Here is a 17,072-nt window from a genome sequence, read left to right on the forward strand (position 1 = left end):
TAACCATTTTGGATAGATTACTAATGAAAAATAGTAAGTATGTAGTTTGAAACTGAGTATTTTTTTCGTGTATTTTTAACTAGATTAAAGAAAAGAGAGAAAACAAGAAAAATTAAATCAGATAAAAAAATTCTGAAATATACTCTTGAATTGAATATCATTATCAATTAGAATCATAATTGATAACGACATTCAATTATCGTTTATTATATGAAATTTCGATAGCTTTAATATAAAGAGGAGGACCAGTATGCAGCATGCGAAACAAATCGCAGAACATGCAACATTACAAAGCTTTTTAAACTGTTATTTAAGAGAAACGGGGAGTGGAGAATGGATTACAGAGGATGAAAGAATGAAGAGTATCTTCAGTAATACGTTGAATAGAGATACAGTCCCCACATATTTATGTTGTCGGCTATCGGCACAGAACGTTACTTTGTATGGAGAAGTTATATATAAATCATCAACAGATCGTCATTTGTTTGGAGAACAATTGTATTATCAAATTGGAGATAGTAATTCTGTTATTAAAGCAGATTACGTTACAGTTATTACATTTTTAATAAAAGAGATGTCTATCAACTACGGAGAAGGAACGAATCCTGCGGAACTTATGCTTCGAGTTATCTGTAGTTGTCAAAATATTGAGGAATTTACAAAAGAGAGAATAGAAGATACATCCGCATTATACGGTTTCCATACAACTTTTATAGAAGCGGAGCAGTCTTTATTATTTGGGCATTTAACTCATCCTACACCAAAGAGTAGACAGGGGATATTAGATTGGAAAAGTGAAATGTATTCTCCAGAATTAAAAGGAGAATGTCAGCTTCATTATTTTCGGGCCCATAAAAGTATAGTAAATGAAAAATCATTATTATCAGATTCTACAACAACGATTATAAAAGAAGAATTAAGTAATGATGAGATGGTTAGTAAGGAATTTATAGCGAAGTACTGTAAGGAAGATCAATATGCATTAATTCCAATTCATCCGCTTCAGGCAGAATGGCTCTTGCATCAAGCTTACGTACAAGATTGGATAGTTCAAGAATTGCTTGAGTATATTGGACCTGTAGGTAAGTATTATATGGCAACATCATCACTAAGGACACTGTATCATCCCGATTCGAAGTATATGCTTAAGTTTTCATTTCCGGTGAAAGTAACAAATTCAATGCGTATTAATAAACTGAAAGAACTTGAGAGTGGTCTTGAAGGGAAGGAAATGTTAAATACGGCTATTGGTGAAGTACGAGAAAGATTTCCAGGCTTTGATTTTATTTGTGATCCAGCCTATATTACATTAAATTATGGAACACAAGAATCTGGATTTGAAGTGATTATTCGCGAGAACCCTTTTTATAGTGAACATGCAAACGACGCAACATTAATTGCTGGGCTAGTTCAAGACGCTATACCTGGGGAGCGTACGCGGTTATCGAATATTATTCATCGCCTAGCAGATTTAGAAAGTAAAAGCTGTGAAGAAGTAAGCTTAGAGTGGTTTAGACGATATATGAATATTTCTTTAAAGCCAATGGTATGGATGTATTTACAGTATGGTGTTGCATTAGAAGCTCATCAGCAAAATAGCGTTGTTCAGCTAAAAGATGGTTATCCGGTCAAATATTATTTCCGTGATAATCAAGGATTTTATTTCTGTAATTCAATGAAAGAGATGCTTAATAATGAATTAGTTGGTATTGGAGAACGTACTGGAAATTTATATGACGACTATATTGTGGATGAGAGATTTCGTTACTACTTAATTTTCAATCATATGTTTGGTCTCATTAATGGTTTTGGCACAGCAGGATTAATTAAGGAGGAAATTCTTCTCTCGGAATTAAGGTCTGTACTTGAATCATTCCTTCCGTATAACCGGGAACCTTCAACATTTTTAAGAGAATTATTGGACGAAGATAAGTTAGCGTGTAAAGCAAATTTACTAACGAGATTTTTCGATGTCGATGAGTTAAGTAATCCATTAGAGCAAGCAATTTATGTGCAAGTACATAATCCGCTCATTAGAGAAGTGGCTGTTCGTTCATAAATAGCGTTAAAATTTCACGTAATACAAATAATGGTATTTTGTCATAAGGTGGAGGGTTTTATGAGAGTGGACATGTATCATACGAAAGTATTGAAGGCGCTCGAATCAGAAGATTACATTTCAGTACGAAGAAGAGTGCTACGTCAATTAGTAGAATCGTTAATTTATGAGGGGATTATTACACCGGTTCGCATAGAAAAAGAAGAACAAATTCTTTTTATAATACAAGGACTTGATGAAGAAGACAAAAGTGTCACGTACAAATGCTATGGCAGGGAACGGATGACATTTGGACGTATTTCGTTAGACTCATTAATAGTAAGAGTCCAAGATGAACAGCAAGAAATACAATCTGTCTCGCAATTTCTAGAAGAAGTTTTTCGGGTTGCTAGTGTAGAACAAGCTAAATTAGATTCTTTTATGCACGAATTAGAACAAACAATATTTAAAGACACGATTGCACAATATGAAAGAAATAATAAGAAAGAATACACTCAAAAATCTTACGATGAGTTTGAAAGTCATTTAATAGACGGCCATCCATATCATCCTAGTTATAAAGCACGTGTTGGATTTCAATATCGTGACAATTTTCAATATGGATATGAATTTATGCAGCCAATAAAACTCATATGGATTGCAGCGCATAAGAATTATGCGACTGTAGGTTATGAGAATGAAGTGATGTATAACGACCTTTTAAAAGAGGAGATTGGCGATCGTAAATTAGAAGAGTTTATGGAACGAATTCGTAATAGGGGATGTTATCCAAAACAGTACGTGTTTATACCTGTTCACCCATGGCAGTGGGAGAATTTCATCATTTCAAATTATGGGGATCATATACAGGGTAATTTTATTATTTATTTAGGAACATCAGAGGACGATTATTGCGCGCAACAGTCAATGAGAACGTTAAGAAATATTACGAGTCAAAAGAAACCGTACGTTAAATTATCGATGAATTTACTCAACACTTCAACACTCCGTACACTGAAACCATACTCTGTTGTGAGTGCACCAGCAATATCAAATTGGTTAAATGATGTTGTAAGTAATGACGTCTATTTAATGGATGAAGCACGTTTAATCTTGTTAAGCGAGTTTTCAAGTGTAACGTATGACACGAATAAGAAAGCTATATATGGTTCATTAGGATGTATTTGGCGCGAAAGCATTCATAAGTATTTAGATGCACAAGAGGATGCAATTCCTTTTAATGGTTTATACGCTAAAGAGAAAGATGGTACACCAATTATTGATGCGTGGTTGAACAAATATGGAATGAAGGATTGGCTACAATTACTTATTCAAAAAGCGATAATACCAGTTATACATCTTGTTGTAGAGCATGGTATCGCACTGGAATCACATGGACAAAATATGATTCTAGTCCATAAAGAAGGGGTGCCTGTTCGTATTGCGTTAAAGGATTTTCATGAAGGGCTTGAGTTTTATCGTCCATATTTGAAAGAAGTTGACAAATGCCCCGACTTTACTAAAATGCATAAAACATATGCGAATGGAAAAATGAATGATTTCTTTGAAATGGATCGCATCGAATGTTTGCAAGAGATGGTGTTAGATGCACTTTTCCTGTTTAATTTAGGAGAATTAGCATTCGTACTTGCGGATGAGTATGGATTGAAAGAAGAACATTTTTGGATGATGGTTGTTGAAGAAATTGAAGATCATTTAAGAATATATCCACATTTGAAAGGTAGATTTGAAAATATTCAATTATATGCACCTACATTCTATGCTGAACAATTAACGAAACGTCGATTATATATGGATGTGGAATCGCTTGTTCATGAAGTTCCAAATCCATTGTATAGAGTAAGACAACTTATGAAACAAAAATCAGTTGTTACAGGAGGAAATTATGCTAATTGTTAATAAACAAGAGTATAGCAAAAGTGATTTTGAATTGAGATTACAAGTTTATGAGGAAATGGAACAATTTCAAAAAGCAGAAGGAAATAGATTTGCACTTTGTTTGAAAGATCCATTCGATATTATTACGCTTGTGTTTTTCTTAAAAGAAAAGAAATCATCAGTATTACTTATACATGAAGATACGCCAAAAGAAACGGCTATTGAAATGGCAAAGCGTGCAAATTGTGTAGGAGTTTTATATGGAGAATATGGCGATTTTACAAAATTAGAAGTAGGGAACTTTTTACTAGAAGAGCCTTCTTTATTGCAATATAGTTCGGGAACTACGGGAGAACCGAAACTGATTCGTAGAGCATGGATGGAAGTTGATACAGAAATTACTGCCTATAATGAAGCTTTAAACTGTGAAGTAGATGAAGTGCCAATCGTTATGGCTCCTGTTTCACATTCATACGGACTAATATGTGGTACGTTATCAGCAATTACGAGGGGGAGCAAGCCTGTAATCATTACGAACAAAAATCCTAAATTCGCATTAAATGTAGTTCGCAATACAGAAAAACATATTATATATGCAGTACCACTTATGTTACACATTATGGGGAGTTTTCCATTAGGAACGTTTCAGTTTCATAAAATTATGACATCAGGATCGCCTTTGCCAGAAGCACTATTTTATAAACTAAAAGAAATGACAACATATATGATGCAGCAATACGGTTGTTCTGAAGCAGGTTGTATTAGTATATGTCATGATATGAAGAGCCATTTAGATTTAGGAAACCCTCTACCTCATGCGAGTATAAGCATAGGTTCAGATGAAAATGCACCGGAAGAAATCGTCGTGAAAATGAATGATAAGGAAATTTTCACGAAAGATTTAGGGTATAAATCTGAGCGTGGCATTCATTTTATGGGGCGTATGGACGATGTAATTAATGTTTCAGGATTAAAAGTCTTTCCTATAGAGGTAGAAAAAACGATGCTTCGATTGGAAGGTGTGCAAGAGGCAATTGTATATCGAGGGAAACATCCTGTCATGGGCGAAATAGTTAAAGCGAAAGTGATCTCTCATGTTGATCCAGTACAAATAAGAGAATGGTGTATTCAGCACTTACCTTCTTATAAAGTTCCGCATGAAATTGAAAGTGTAAATGAAATTCCTAAAAATAAAACTGGAAAAGTAAGTAGAAAGTTACTAGAGATGGGAGAGGTTACAACATGAGACGGGAAGCGTTAAAGAATGCCGTGTTAAAAATTATGATAGAAAAAATGGAACTGAAAAATGTAACGCATTTAGAAGAAACGATGCGCTTAAATCAAGATTTATATATAGATTCGGTAATGATGTTACAGCTTATTGTATACATAGAAATGGATGTAAAGCTATGCGTTCCAGAGGATGAGGTAGATCCAAAGGCATTTCTTACTGTAGGATCTTTGCTTGATTTTATGGAGGAGTTACAGCCGTTACAGGAAGTAAATGTGAATAACTAACCTTTAGGAAAGTGGATGAGAGTATGACTTCAATTAAAGTGCACTGTTTAGTGAGTTGTTTTTGTGAAATTATAAAAAGGCGTAGCGACATTGATTTTCGTCCATTTTATTTTGGACTATGGGATGGAGATTTTGATATAACAGAAGGCGGAATTATTTCATATCACTCTGAAAACATTAACCATGATCATTATTTACTTTGGTTTGAAAAATTGTACGGTATTAAAGTAAACGAATGGTATGATCATGCAAAAAATAAAGATAGCAATGTAGAAACGTTTTTAGAATTAGTAGAAAACAAGCCGGAAAATCGTTATGTCATTGTAATGGTTGATATGTCTCTATTACCAGAGAGGGAAAATAAATTTCATCAAAAACCGTTTCCACATTATTTAATGATATCAAAAACAGAGAAAGAAGAAGAGTGGTTCATGCTAGATCCTGATTTTCGTTGGGAAGGAAATATGGAAAGAGAAAAAGTACTTCACTCTATTCAAGATAACCCATTTGGTGGAGGTTATTTCATTGATATAGAAGGAATTGGGGAGCCAACGCAAGAAATAGTAGCTAGTTATTTCACAGAAACATTCAAAAAGAACGACAATGAACTGACTATGGAACTGAAAAATTTAATTGTAAAAATGGCAAATGAGGAAGAAGGATATGCGCTTTCTGGACTTGTAGCAGCAGTAAAACAAATACCAGTACTTGCAATTCGTAAATATAGTTATGAGCATGCCTTTGCATACTTCCGTGAAACGTTGCAATATTCGGAGCAAGAATTTGATTATTGGTGTGATCGGGTAGAGGATATTGTACAAGGATTTACAAATGTACAGTATCGTGCAATTAAAATGGCAATGACGAATAATAAAGGTATGCTAGTATCGATTATTGAAAAACTGGATGAAATGAATGCAATTGAACTGCAAATTAAGAAGGAATTAGAGAGACAGTTTCTATCATGGAAAGGTATGAAAACAAATCAATCTGTCGCAACTCTTTAATAAGCTAACTGAATTTAAGATAGGGGAGTTTAATACTATGAAATATTCGCTATGTACCATTTCATTTCGTCATCAATTAATTTCATTTACTGATATTGTTCAATTTGCATATGAAAACGGTTTTGAAGGAATTGAATTATGGGGGACGCATGCACAAAATTTGTACATGCAAGAACGTGAAACGACAGAACGAGAATTGAATTTTCTAAAGGATAAAAACTTAGAAATTACGATGATAAGTGATTACTTAGATATATCATTATCAGCAGATTTTGAAAAAACGATAGAGAAAAGTGAACAACTTGTAGTACTAGCTAATTGGTTTAATACGAATAAAATTCGCACGTTTGCTGGGCAAAAAGGGAGCAAGGACTTCTCGGAACAAGAGAGAAAAGAGTATGTGAAGCGAATACGTAAGATTTGTGATGTGTTTGCTCAGCACAATATGTATGTGCTGTTAGAAACACATCCCAATACACTAACGGACACATTGCCTTCTACTATAGAGTTATTAGAAGAAGTAAATCATCCGAATTTAAAAATAAATCTTGATTTTCTTCATATATGGGAGTCTGGCGCAGATCCAATAGACAGTTTCCAGCGATTAAAGCCGTGGACACTACATTACCATTTTAAGAATATATCTTCAGCGGATTATTTGCATGTGTTTGAACCTAACAATGTATATGCTGCAGCAGGAAGTCGTATTGGTATGGTTCCGTTATTTGAAGGTATTGTAAATTATGATGAGATTATTCAGGAAGTGAGAGGTACGGATCTTTTTGCTTCCTTAGAATGGTTTGGACATAATGCAAAAGAGATATTAAAAGAAGAAATGAAAGTATTAATAAATAGAAAATTAGAAGTAGTAACTTCGTAATGTGAAATGATGTGAGAGTCTCGTTTTAGAGGCTCTTTTTTTATGGTAAAAAATAACCAAAAATTTCCATGTATTTTAATTTGAATTTAACACAATTTATATATAAATAAGGAGGTGATTGGTAATGGCTAGAAATCGTAATTCTAATCAATTAGCATCACATGGAGCACAAGCAGCTTTAGATCAAATGAAATATGAAATTGCACAAGAGTTTGGTGTACAACTTGGCGCTGATACTTCTTCACGTGCAAACGGTTCTGTAGGCGGTGAAATTACAAAACGCCTTGTAGCGATGGCAGAACAACAACTTGGTGGCGGATATACTCGCTAATTGTAGAAGGTTATAGGAGAAAGGAAGGATTCTTCCTTTCTTTTTTTTTCAATTAATTGGTATGGATATATTGTGAACTGGATTCAAAGAATAGGAATAATACTATAATTTCCCCAATTTCTTTTGTTGTGAATGGGAAGTAGTAAAGATGTAATAGCCCTGGTGGAATGAAAAGTTACGTTCCAGCGGGGCTATTATATGGTAAGAAATATATGATGAAAGGTTTCGAAGCCAACATGTTAAAAAAAGAAAACTGTTGTTTAATTGCGCTTGCATCAGTTCCACTTGTTATGACATTAGGGAATTCAATGCTCATCCCAATTCTGCCGACTATTGAAAAGAAATTACATATTTCATCGTTTCAAGTATCCATGATTATTACAATTTACTCTATCGTAGCCATTCTACTTATACCGATTGCTGGTTATTTATCAGATAGATGGGGACGAAAGATGGTAATGGTTCCGAGTTTGCTGATTGCAGCTATAGGAGGAGCGATAACTGGTTGGGTATCTTGGAAAGTTGATAATCCCTACAATTGGATATTGATTGGTAGAGCGATTCAAGGTATTGGTGCTGCTGGTGCAATGCCAGTTGTTATACCGTGTGTTGGTGATTTATACAAAGACGAAAAACAAGTTAGTACAGGTTTAGGAATCATAGAAACATCCAATACATTTGGGAAAGTGCTGAGCCCTATTTTAGGGTCTGCTCTTGCTGCTGTTGTATGGTTCTTACCGTTTTGGGCGATTCCAGTTTTATGCGTAGTATCAATTGTTTTATTACTTGTTCTAGTAAAGGCAAAGAAACAAGAAGGAGAAGTACCACCACTTAAAGAGTTTATAAAATCTATTCTTTCTACGTTTCGAGAAAAAGGAAGATGGTTAATTGCCATTTTTGCATTAGGTGCAATTATTATGCTTATTTTATTCGGAATTCTCTTTTATTTGTCGACTATACTGGAATCAAAGTATGACATTCATGGTATATGGAAAGGGTGTGTGCTTGCTATCCCGTTACTTGTACTGTCAATTAGTTCATATATGGCCGGTAAAAAAATTGGAGATAATCAAAATGTTATGAAGAAGTGTATTTATATTGGTTTTTTAATGGCAGCTGCATCAGTCATCATTCCTTTATTTATAAAAGGGATTTATTTACTACTTCTTTGTCTCGTTATTATGGGGATAGGGATTGGTATGGCTCTCCCATGTTTAGATGCCCTCATTACACAAGGAATTGAAAAGGAGCAGAGGGGAACGGTTACGTCCTTTTATAGTTCAATGCGATTTATCGGTGTAGCAGCTGGACCACCTTTATATTCTTTTTTCATGAAAGGGGCGGACCATGAAGTGTTTTATTTGACTAGTATTTTCGCTGCCATTGGTGCTGTCATAGCAATCATTTGGATTAAACCAGCAAAGGATGCAAAGGCGGTAAAACAGAAACCGGAACCTACTTCATAATTTGTAAGAGAATTGCATGATGTTTTGAGTAACATGTAATTCTCTTTCGTTCATTAAGAATAAATAACTTGTTTTAACATATAAAGTGCGACACCCCATATGATGAGACCAGAAAATTTATTTAATAATAAAATTGTCTTTCCGGTTGAGTCTAGTCTTTTTAGAAATTTCCCCGCTAAAGCTAAGCTTATAAACCAAATCCAAGAAACGATAATAGTTGCAAGTGTGAAAGCCCATTTTTCACTTCCTATGTATTGAATAGAATTTGTTCCAATTACACCGATTGTGTCTAAAATAGCATGTGGATTTAATAACGAAACTGATGCTGCGAAAAGGATTTGCTTTTTTAAGGGCATACTTTTTTCTTGTGTTACATCGTTGGAAGGGCTACTTCTCCAAATAACAAAGCCCATGTATAGGAGAAAGAAAAATCCAATTATATATAATGAGTTAGTTAGCCAAGAAAAAGTAAGGAGTACAAGGGAGACACCTTGCACTGCAATCAATATGAGTAACGTATCACATATAGAGGCAGTTAATACTACAGGGGCTGCCCTCCAAATGTTTGGTTGGCTCGCACCTTGGTTAAAGACAAAAACATTTTGTACACCTAATGGAATGATAAGTCCAAATGCAAGAATGATACCATGAATAATTGCTTCACTCATCATATTACCTCCTATTTTAATTCATTATGATAGTGTATATTGTATAGAAGAAATGAAAATTTGTATCCATCCATATGGTTGGGGAGGTTACCAACCAAAAAGAATATAAGGTGATATGATGGAAAGATTCGTTTGGAAACCGGATATGTCTCTAGCGACGCCGCTGTATAAACAAATAGAAACGTATATAAAAGAAAGGATCGTTAATGGAGAATGGACCGTTGGAACGAAATTACCTTCACAAAGAGATTTGGCCCATACATTTGGTGTGAATCGAAGCACAATTGTAATGGCTTTCGATGAACTAGTTGCGAAGGGATATATTGAAGGGAATGGCAGGAAAGGAACAATTGTTGTAAATAATAATGAGAATGCTTCAACTTACGCACCCCCGCCTAATTGGCAGTCTTATGTAGAAACAGGACTTCATTATCCGAATCTCCCAGCTATTCAGGAGATTAATCAAGCTGAATTTTATCCACATGTAATTCGATTAGGAACAGGTGAGCTCGCGCCGAGTCTCTTACCTGAGAAAAAGATGAAAGAAATTATGAATAAGCTTTTAAAGTCAAATGTGACGCTTGGGTATGAAGAGCCGAAAGGAAATCTGTATTTAAGGGAAAAGATTTCCGAATACTTAAAGGGGCATGGTGTATATGTATCTCCTGACTCTATATTAATTGTTTCAGGAGCAATTCAAGCGCTGCAACTTATCTCTATGGGGCTTCTTCCAAAAGGGGCATCCATCTTATTAGAAAAACCATCCTATTTATATTCGCTTAATGTTTTTCAATCCGCAGGAATGCGTTTCATTGGAATACCAATGGATGAGAACGGTTTAAATACATCATATATTACAAAATATAAGAAACAATTTAATGCATCTATTTTATATACAATCCCGTCTTTTCATAATCCAACGAACTTTAGTATGAATGCGAAGAAACGAATAGAAGTGATGGAAATATGTAATGAAATTGGATTACCTATTATAGAGGACGCAGTGTATCAAGACTTATGGTTTGATGCACCTAGTTCGAAACCTTTAAAAGCCTATGATAAAAATGGAATTGTACTATATATTGGAAGCATGTCCAAAGTAATTAGTCCAGGTTTAAGAATTGGATGGATTGTTGGACCCGAGCCAGTAATTCAAAGATTGTCAGACATAAAAATGCAAACAGATTATGGTTCAAGCACTATATCCCAGCAAATTGCAGCAGAGTGGTTTACAAATGGTCTATATGATGAGCATTTGCGATTTGTAAGAAGTGAATTGAAAAAACGAAGAGATTTTATGTTACTAATGTTAGATAAATATCTTCGTGAAATAGCAACTTGGCATGAACCAACAGGGGGATTTTATATATGGGTACATATAAAAGTACCCATTTCATATCGCAGTTTATTTGATAAAGCTCTGCAAGAAAAGGTTTTATTAAACCCAGGTACTTTATATGATAGAAGTGCAAATCAATTTTTGCGCCTATCGTATTCATACGCAACGTTAGAAGAAATTGAAATAGGTATAAAAAAACTTGCACAACTAATGAAAAAGTAAGAGGAGAAAGTAATGAAACAATATGTAATTTGCCAAATGATCAATGGAGAAAAATATTTAGCTGCTTATGCGGAGACGCAGCAAGAAGCAATTGAAAAAGCAGAACTGTTAGGATTAAGAACGGGAAATCGTTACATAGTTATTACTGCAGAAGAAGCCGAAGGGTTATCGTACCCTTAAACAATGTACGAGATTGTATAGGAAGTAAATAAGCCTAGTAATATAAGAAATTACTAGGCTTATTTACTATTAATTTGTCAAACGTTTTTGTATGCAAAATAATAATATTATGAGTCAAGTTGACGAAAAAAACGATTTGTCTTTCGGTCTTGATTTCCTTTTCTATATTCATCAATATATTGCCTAAAGTTCCAAGCTTGTAAAAATTTATTAGCAGAGTTATAACCAGAATTGTAAAGCCATTCTTTTTCTTCCTTTGTCAGTTCAAAATTAGTACTTGTAATCGTTCCTGTTGGAATTGTAATCGTTCTTGCTTTTGATTCCTTATCTAAATGACGTAAATCATGAGCTTGCATCATTGTTTTAAATAGTCCTTTGAACATAGAAATAGGCTCGTTATAGTGAGCAGGGTCAGCTTGAATCTCATCTTTTACAAAATGAAATCCGAAAGTCGGCCAGCGAGGAGTGGTAGGTGAATCGAAGATCCAAATTGGATAATTACTTAGAATTCCTCCATCAACCATATAACAAGGCTGCTTCCATTTTGGAGTTCTCCATTTTACGGGTTCAAAGAAGAAGGGGATTGTACTACTCATTCTTACCGCTTTAGCGATAGAGAAGCGATAATTTAAAAATCCGTAGTTTGGTAAGTCGTCAGGAAAGACAACCATTTTACCATTACTAATATCAGAAGCGATGATTTTGAGTTTGTTTAGATCCGGTAAATCAGTAAATAAATGAACACCTTTTTTTCGAAGTAATTCTTCAATCCATTCTTCTATAAATACATTAGAGTATATACCTAGAGTAGTCCATGCACTTAGTCCTTTTCCGATAAAGGGGATTTTGTCAATAAAGGTTTTCTTCGTAAATTTGTTATAATCGATATCAGTTATAATGGTTTTTAGCTCTGAACAAGAATATCCTGCAGCTAAAAGTGCCGCGATAATTGCACCAGCTGATGTTCCAGCTACACGTTCCCATTCATAACCTTTTTCGGCTAATGCGCAAATCGCTCCAACATGTGCAATACCGCGTACACCGCCTCCTTCAAAAACACCATCGATCTTCATTAAACATACTTCCTTTCAAATAAAAGATTTGGAAATGGCAAAAAAGCACGTATTGTACGTGCTTTTTTACAATGGTTTTTAAGTTTACTAGCAGCCTACAAAGCCGCCCCAACAGCTAGCTCCGATGATGATTAGAAGGATAAATAAAACGATTAATAAAGCGAAACCTCCGTAACCACAACCACCACAGCTACCGCCGTAACCGTAACCGCCGCAACTATATCCGTAACCCATGTGGAATTCCTCCTTATATTAAAAATAAAAATGAACGAGGGGAAAATGTACTGGAAGAACTATAGAACTATCGTGTTTGTAGGAACAATGTATAGTATGCTTTTTTAAACTTGTTCGCGTACGAAGGATAAGCCCGTTTTTTGGAGGCTTGTTGATTTTGTAAAGAATGAAGTATAATCTTTGTACTATGATATAAATAAGTATATAAATGTAAGGAGAATTTATGAATAAAAAAATTGAAGTATTAATTGATAAATATGAACTAACACACTTGAAAGATGAACTTATTAATACTGTATTTCCTTGTATAAAAGTTGTGCCAAAGCAGCAGGAAACTGTTGCGATAGGTAGTTCGAAAATGGGAGGAGTTCCTGATTTACCAGCTTTATTTGAATATCCAAAGCATAAAGGAAATCCACTACAATTTATCGCGCAATTTAACTTAAGTGATTTACAAAACGTTGGTATGGATCACAATCTTCCTAAGACGGGGATGCTGTATTTCTTTTGCATTGAAAATTATTTTGAAGAAAATGTGAAGCTAACAGAGGCTGGGCGTGTACTTTATTATGATGTTCCTGTAGAGCAATTACGAAGAGAAAATGAAGTACAAGCGAAATATAACCAGTGTACAATTACTTTTGAACTGACATACAAATTACCAGAACTTTTCATTGAAGATGAGGCTGATTCAGATCGTTTCTTGCAATTACTTGAAGAGCTAATTCCGGATAACTACGATAACCATCAAATGTTTGGTGAGCCATTCTCTGTACAAGAGGAAGTGTTATATGAGACAGGAGAATATATGGGAGTAGACCCGCAACAAATGACTCTTTTATTCCAAATTGATTCAGATCATAAAAATTGTAATATGGTTTGGGGAGAACTAGGGATGCTATATTTCTGTATTAGTAATGAAGATTTGAAAAATCAACGTTTTGAAAATACATGCTGTGTATTACAAACATGCTAATGAAAAAAGGTTGTTCTTTTAAAAAGAACAACCTTTTTATGTGAATTAGTTAATATGCATAATCTCATATGACCTATACGAAAAAGTATTGTATACTCTGAAACTATACGATACTTTTTCGTATAGTTATAGAATATAAGGAGTGACAAGATGGGAAAGACAAGTAAGTATGTGACAGCTGCCGCACTTTGTTCAACTATAGTAATGGGAGGCTTACAAGCGTCATCTGTATCTTATGCAGCTACAAATCCGACTACGGTGACAGCACAATCAGATGTAAAGTTATTAGATGATTTCAGAAAAGAATTAAAAAAACAGATTGATAATCGAGAAGAAAATATTACAATCACATATAAAACAAAAGATAGAAATGCTAGAAATATTATGGATCAATTGTATGGTGAGTTTAATAAAATTGTAGATGCTGATGAGTATGTAAAATATAATGTAGCGTCTACTAGATATTCTATTAAAGGAATGCCAGGGGACTATACGTTTACACTGCAAGTAAAATACCGTGAATCAAAAGAACAAACTCAATATGTAAAAGCTCAGGCGAAATCAATTGTTGGATCAATTGTAAAACCAGGGATGGATGAGCATGAGAAAGTAAAAGCTATTCACGATTACGTTGTGAAGCATGTGTCTTATGATACGTCTTATCAAGCGTATACAGCATATGAAGCATTAGCGAATCGTTCTGCCGTTTGCCAAGGATATACATTATTAACGTATGAGTTGTTAAAAGAGGCAGGTATTCAAAATCATATTGTAACAGGCACAGGAAATGGACAAGCTCACGCGTGGAATTTAGTGAACATTGAAAACAAATGGTATCACCTAGATACTACATTTGATGATCCAGTACCAGATAAAGCAGGGCGTGTAACTTACTCATATTTTAATATGTCTGACGAACAGTTAAGTAAAGATCATGAATGGGATCGTAGCAAATATCCAGCGGCAACTACAAGTTATTTTGGTGAATTAACAAATAAAATAAAAGCTGGTAGCTCAAAAACTGTTGTATATGAGCAGATGTTAAAAGAAACAAATTTACAATACTTATCTGCAGAATACGGAGCAGAAAATTATAATGAATTTAAGCAAAAGTTGCAGCAACAGTTTGCAGCCAAACCAGAAAAAGTAGAAGTACGATATAAGCAGTCCATGGATGGAACGATGCAAGATATAAAGAAAGTATTAAATGAAATAAATTGGCCAAAAGGTGCAAAGCGTGTGTCTTATCAAGTAGCACCTTATAGTGCATTGGCTGGTTATTCATTGGCGACAATTACATTTACGTATTAAGCAATGAGAAAGAGCATCTGTAAAAGATGCTCTTTTTATATTTGTTGATCACTTTAAAATATTGGGAATTATGTGATAAAATAAAAAGGAGAGGATGTGAATGCTGAATGAACTTGTTCGAAAGTAATATTTTCACATTGATATATACTTGTTTAGTAATCGGACTTATCGTTTTGTTTTTCATATCATTTACTTTGTTTATTAGAAGAGTATTACAAAGCAGCGTTGCAAAGAAACACCACGTGATTAATATGAACCAGAAGCTAGATCGAATTATTGAATTGCTTGAAAAAGATAAGAAATAGCGATAGAAGAAGTATGAAAAGGGGAAAGAGAATGGCGAATTATATAAAAGAATTACGTGAAAAAGTAGGACATGATTATGTTTTCTTAAACTTTGCCGGTGGTTGTGTATTTAATAAAGAAGGGGAAGTATTACTGCAAAAAAGAGGAGACTTTAACGCTTGGGGCTTTCCAGGTGGCGCAATGGAGATAGGAGAATCGGCTGCAGAAACTGCAATCCGAGAAATAAAAGAAGAAACCGGGTATGATGTAGAAATAAATGAGCTTATTGGAGTGTATACAAAATATTTTCAATCATATCCAAATGGAGACAAGGCACAGTCAATTGTGATGTGTTTTTCATGCTCAATAGTTGGGGGCGACAAAAAAGTAGATGGTGATGAAACGTTGGATTTGAAGTTTTTCCCGTTAGACGACATGCCACCGTTATTTTGTAAACAGCATGAAGATTGCCTGCAAGATTTATTGGAGAAAAGAGTAGGGGTATATCGTTAACATATAAAAAAGAAGCTAAATGAGATTAGCTTCTTTTTTATGTTTTATTTATTTCCACCAATCATCAAACATTGACGCTGGTACTTGTCTTTTATGCTCACTCACTGTGTAACGTTTTTCAATTTTCTCTGCAACGTCAGCTGGAACTGCTTTACCTTCTAAATAATCATCTAATTGATCATAAGTAATACCTAACTCTGTTTCGTCAGCTTGACCTGGTTTTTCATCTAATAAATCAGCTGTTGGCATTTTTAAGTAAAGTCGCTCGTCTGCACCTAACTCTTGTAATAATGCACGTCCTTGGCGCTTCGTTAATCCCGTTAATGGTAATAAATCTGCACCACCATCTCCGAATTTTGTAAAGAACCCTGTTACAGCTTCTGCAGCGTGATCTGTTCCGATAACAAGTAGCCCTTTTTGTCCACCAATTGCATATTGAGTAACCATACGGATACGTGCTTTCACGTTACCTTTATTGAAATCTGTTAATGATTCACCCAATAAGTTTTCATATTGATTTGAAAAAGCATCAACAGTTGAAGCAATATCAAATGCAACAGATTGATCTGCTTGAATGAATTGTAATGCTAATTGTGCATCATCTTCATCTTTTTGTACTTTATAAGGAAGACGTACGGCGATAAACGTTACATTACCACCTTCGTTACGAATTTCTTCAACTGCAAGTTGTGCTAAGCGTCCTGCTAATGTAGAGTCTTGGCCGCCGCTAATACCAAGTACAAATCCTTTTGCGCCTGTTTTTTTTACATAATCTTTTAAGAAATCAACTCGTTTACGAATTTCAACTTTTGGATCAATTACAGGCTGAACATGTAATGCTTTCATAATCTGTTCTTGTAATGTCATTATGTTTTCCTCCTATTCATATTAAAGCGGTAAATAAGTTTATATGTATAATGGTACATACTTCTATCCTTTATTATTTCGCAAAACTAACGAATATACAATAGGATGTGTGTATGAATATGAATGTAGTCATTATAAATAAAGTACTACGTATAAGCAATTTTTTAAACCTTTCAAAACTGTAAGGTTTTTGTCATTTGAATCGATGGAAGGTATTTCCGTACTTTACTAATATAAAAACATAGTTAGTAGAAAGAAGGGCGGA

Annotated in this window: 18 protein-coding genes; 14 read left to right on the forward strand and 4 right to left on the reverse strand. The window is 34.4% G+C overall.

Features of this window, described 5'->3' with window-relative positions; all coding sequences use genetic code 11:
• Nucleotides 1-250: 250 nt before the first annotated feature.
• The 8 genes from QCI81_RS23815 to bcbE all read left to right on the forward strand — a co-directional run bounded on the left by QCI81_RS23815 (nucleotide 251) and on the right by bcbE (nucleotide 9,139).
• A complete protein-coding gene (locus QCI81_RS23815; protein WP_071731010.1) occupies nucleotides 251-2,059 on the forward strand; it encodes an IucA/IucC family protein in 1,809 nt (602 codons plus the stop codon).
• Between the two features lie 60 nt (nucleotides 2,060-2,119).
• On the forward strand, nucleotides 2,120-3,958 hold the full coding sequence (locus QCI81_RS23820) for an IucA/IucC family protein (RefSeq protein ID WP_071731012.1): 1,839 nt from the start codon (nucleotides 2,120-2,122) through the stop codon (nucleotides 3,956-3,958).
• The gene (locus QCI81_RS23825; RefSeq protein ID WP_353810897.1) at nucleotides 3,945-5,183 is read left to right on the forward strand and encodes an AMP-binding protein; all 1,239 of its coding nucleotides are present in this window, start codon (nucleotides 3,945-3,947) and stop codon (nucleotides 5,181-5,183) included. Before QCI81_RS23820 ends, QCI81_RS23825 begins: the two co-directional genes overlap by 14 nt.
• Nucleotides 5,180-5,455: a petrobactin biosynthesis protein AsbD gene (gene asbD, locus QCI81_RS23830; protein WP_001250562.1), complete on the forward strand. Its 276-nt coding sequence runs from the start codon at nucleotides 5,180-5,182 to the stop codon at nucleotides 5,453-5,455. The genes QCI81_RS23825 and asbD overlap by 4 nt, the downstream gene beginning before the upstream one ends.
• Before the next feature lie 23 nt (nucleotides 5,456-5,478).
• Nucleotides 5,479-6,462, forward strand: a complete 984-nt coding sequence (locus QCI81_RS23835) for a DUF6005 family protein (protein WP_071731016.1) — start codon at nucleotides 5,479-5,481, stop codon at nucleotides 6,460-6,462.
• Nucleotides 6,463-6,499: 37 nt separating this feature from the next.
• Nucleotides 6,500-7,342, forward strand: a complete 843-nt coding sequence (locus QCI81_RS23840; RefSeq protein WP_063547092.1) for a sugar phosphate isomerase/epimerase family protein — start codon at nucleotides 6,500-6,502, stop codon at nucleotides 7,340-7,342.
• A 124-nt stretch (nucleotides 7,343-7,466) separates the two neighbouring features.
• Complete coding sequence (locus QCI81_RS23845; protein ID WP_000113545.1) at nucleotides 7,467-7,673, forward strand: alpha/beta-type small acid-soluble spore protein; 207 nt, start codon at nucleotides 7,467-7,469, stop codon at nucleotides 7,671-7,673.
• 236 nt (nucleotides 7,674-7,909) lie between these two features.
• Complete coding sequence (gene bcbE / locus QCI81_RS23850; RefSeq protein WP_063549286.1) at nucleotides 7,910-9,139, forward strand: bacillibactin exporter BcbE; 1,230 nt, start codon at nucleotides 7,910-7,912, stop codon at nucleotides 9,137-9,139.
• Nucleotides 9,140-9,192: 53 nt separating this feature from the next.
• On the opposite strand, the gene QCI81_RS23855 is transcribed toward bcbE, so the two are convergent.
• Nucleotides 9,193-9,807 carry a LysE/ArgO family amino acid transporter gene (locus tag QCI81_RS23855; RefSeq protein ID WP_001287305.1) on the reverse strand — a complete coding sequence of 205 codons (615 nt, stop codon included), beginning with the start codon at nucleotides 9,805-9,807 and terminating at the stop codon, nucleotides 9,193-9,195.
• A gap of 118 nt (nucleotides 9,808-9,925) precedes the next feature.
• Here QCI81_RS23855 and pdxR point away from each other — a divergent pair, with 118 nt between their 5' ends.
• Together pdxR and QCI81_RS23865 are read left to right on the forward strand one after the other, a co-directional pair.
• Nucleotides 9,926-11,368 (forward strand): MocR-like pyridoxine biosynthesis transcription factor PdxR, encoded by a 1,443-nt coding sequence (gene pdxR / locus QCI81_RS23860; protein WP_071731018.1) that lies wholly within the window; start codon nucleotides 9,926-9,928, stop codon nucleotides 11,366-11,368.
• Nucleotides 11,369-11,380: 12 nt separating this feature from the next.
• Nucleotides 11,381-11,548, forward strand: coding sequence for a DUF3933 family protein (locus QCI81_RS23865; protein ID WP_000816390.1), 168 nt, complete (start codon nucleotides 11,381-11,383; stop codon nucleotides 11,546-11,548).
• 107 nt (nucleotides 11,549-11,655) lie between these two features.
• Here QCI81_RS23865 and QCI81_RS23870 read toward each other — a convergent pair whose 3' ends face one another.
• Nucleotides 11,656-12,621 carry a patatin-like phospholipase family protein gene (locus tag QCI81_RS23870; RefSeq protein WP_000686790.1) on the reverse strand — a complete coding sequence of 322 codons (966 nt, stop codon included), beginning with the start codon at nucleotides 12,619-12,621 and terminating at the stop codon, nucleotides 11,656-11,658.
• Between the two features lie 87 nt (nucleotides 12,622-12,708).
• Nucleotides 12,709-12,855, reverse strand: a complete 147-nt coding sequence (locus QCI81_RS23875) for a YjcZ family sporulation protein (RefSeq protein ID WP_000540425.1) — start codon at nucleotides 12,853-12,855, stop codon at nucleotides 12,709-12,711.
• Between the two features lie 223 nt (nucleotides 12,856-13,078).
• On the opposite strand from QCI81_RS23875, the gene QCI81_RS23880 reads away from it, so the two are divergent.
• From QCI81_RS23880 to QCI81_RS23895, 4 genes are all read left to right on the forward strand, one after another.
• A complete protein-coding gene (locus tag QCI81_RS23880) occupies nucleotides 13,079-13,831 on the forward strand; it encodes a YwqG family protein (RefSeq protein WP_071731019.1) in 753 nt (250 codons plus the stop codon).
• Nucleotides 13,832-13,981: 150 nt separating this feature from the next.
• Entirely contained in the window at nucleotides 13,982-15,142 is a 1,161-nt protein-coding gene (locus QCI81_RS23885; protein WP_000520865.1) for a transglutaminase domain-containing protein, read from the forward strand.
• A gap of 107 nt (nucleotides 15,143-15,249) precedes the next feature.
• Entirely contained in the window at nucleotides 15,250-15,447 is a 198-nt protein-coding gene (locus QCI81_RS23890) for a DUF4083 domain-containing protein (RefSeq protein WP_001048104.1), read from the forward strand.
• A 31-nt stretch (nucleotides 15,448-15,478) separates the two neighbouring features.
• Nucleotides 15,479-15,940 (forward strand): NUDIX hydrolase, encoded by a 462-nt coding sequence (locus tag QCI81_RS23895; RefSeq protein ID WP_000024996.1) that lies wholly within the window; start codon nucleotides 15,479-15,481, stop codon nucleotides 15,938-15,940.
• Nucleotides 15,941-15,988: 48 nt separating this feature from the next.
• On the opposite strand, the gene nadE is transcribed toward QCI81_RS23895, so the two are convergent.
• The gene (gene nadE, locus QCI81_RS23900) at nucleotides 15,989-16,807 is read right to left on the reverse strand and encodes an ammonia-dependent NAD(+) synthetase (protein WP_000174904.1); all 819 of its coding nucleotides are present in this window, start codon (nucleotides 16,805-16,807) and stop codon (nucleotides 15,989-15,991) included.
• Between the last annotated feature and the right edge of the window lie 265 nt (nucleotides 16,808-17,072).

This window comes from Bacillus cereus group sp. MG20 (assembly GCF_040459885.1).
In the GTDB taxonomy this organism is placed as follows: Bacteria; Bacillota; Bacilli; order Bacillales; family Bacillaceae_G; genus Bacillus_A; species Bacillus_A cereus.